Source organism: Blautia sp. MB18-30, assembly GCF_023669475.1.
Lineage (GTDB): Bacteria > Bacillota > Clostridia > Lachnospirales > Lachnospiraceae > Blautia_A > Blautia_A fusiformis.
Genome location: NZ_JAMOYY010000092.1, coordinates 1 through 865, shown reverse-complemented (window position 1 = coordinate 865; position 865 = coordinate 1). Strand labels below are relative to the sequence as shown.

The 865-nt window shown below is 46.6% G+C and carries 2 tRNA genes and 2 rRNA genes; all 4 read left to right on the top strand.

Features of this window, described 5'->3' with window-relative positions:
* Positions 1-109, top strand: a 16S ribosomal RNA gene (locus NCY57_RS16660); the annotation flags it as partial.
* Positions 110-178: 69 nt separating this feature from the next.
* Positions 179-296 (top strand): 5S ribosomal RNA (rrf, locus tag NCY57_RS16655).
* A 5-nt stretch (positions 297-301) separates the two neighbouring features.
* Positions 302-374 (top strand) — tRNA-Ala (locus NCY57_RS16650).
* A gap of 23 nt (positions 375-397) precedes the next feature.
* A tRNA-Ile gene (locus NCY57_RS16645) sits at positions 398-471 on the top strand.
* Positions 472-865 lie beyond the last annotated feature (394 nt).

The window sequence follows — 865 nt, the reverse complement described above, 5'->3', positions numbered from 1 at the left end:
AGTCAGTGACCTAACCGCAAGGAAGGAGCTGCCGAAGGCGGGACCGATGACTGGGGTGAAGTCGTAACAAGGTAGCCGTATCGGAAGGTGCGGCTGGATCACCTCCTTTCTAAGGAAAAAGTAGAGAAACAAGATGTGTTTTACTGTTGAGTTATCAAGGCAACTGAATGATGATATTTCTGGTAGCGATGCGCTTAGGGGACACACCCGTTCCCATCCCGAACACGACGGTTAAGACCTAAGCGGCCGATGGTACTGCACTGGAGACGGTGTGGGAGAGCAGGTGGCTGCCAGATCAAATGGGGATGTAGCTCAGTTGGGAGAGCACCTGCCTTGCAAGCAGGGGGTCGAGAGTTCGAATCTCTTCATCTCCACTGAAATCGAAAGATTTCAAGATGGGCTTATAGCTCAGCTGGTTAGAGCGCACGCCTGATAAGCGTGAGGTCGGTGGTTCGAGTCCACTTAAGCCCACTGGTTTAAATGAACCAGAACCCCGAAAAGTTCATAATCATGAGCAATAGGGCAAAGGTCCACTTAAGCCCATTGGGTTTTAAGTAATAAAGCCCAATACATTGTACCTTGAAAACTGCATACATGAAATTTGATTAAGTTAATCAAATATCCTTAAACGCAAAGTATTAAGAAATTAATGCAAACGCAAAGATAGGAAGACATCGATTTATCTGTTATTGAACAGAGTAATCAAACACATGTCGGAAGATATGAGAGTATCGGAAGACACGAGAATCAAGAAACCGCATCACCTACGCTAGGGTGATGAAGCGAAAGGTCAAGCAATAAGGGCACAGGGCGGATGCCTTGGCACTAAGAGCCGATGAAAGACGTGATAAGCTGCGAAAAGCTT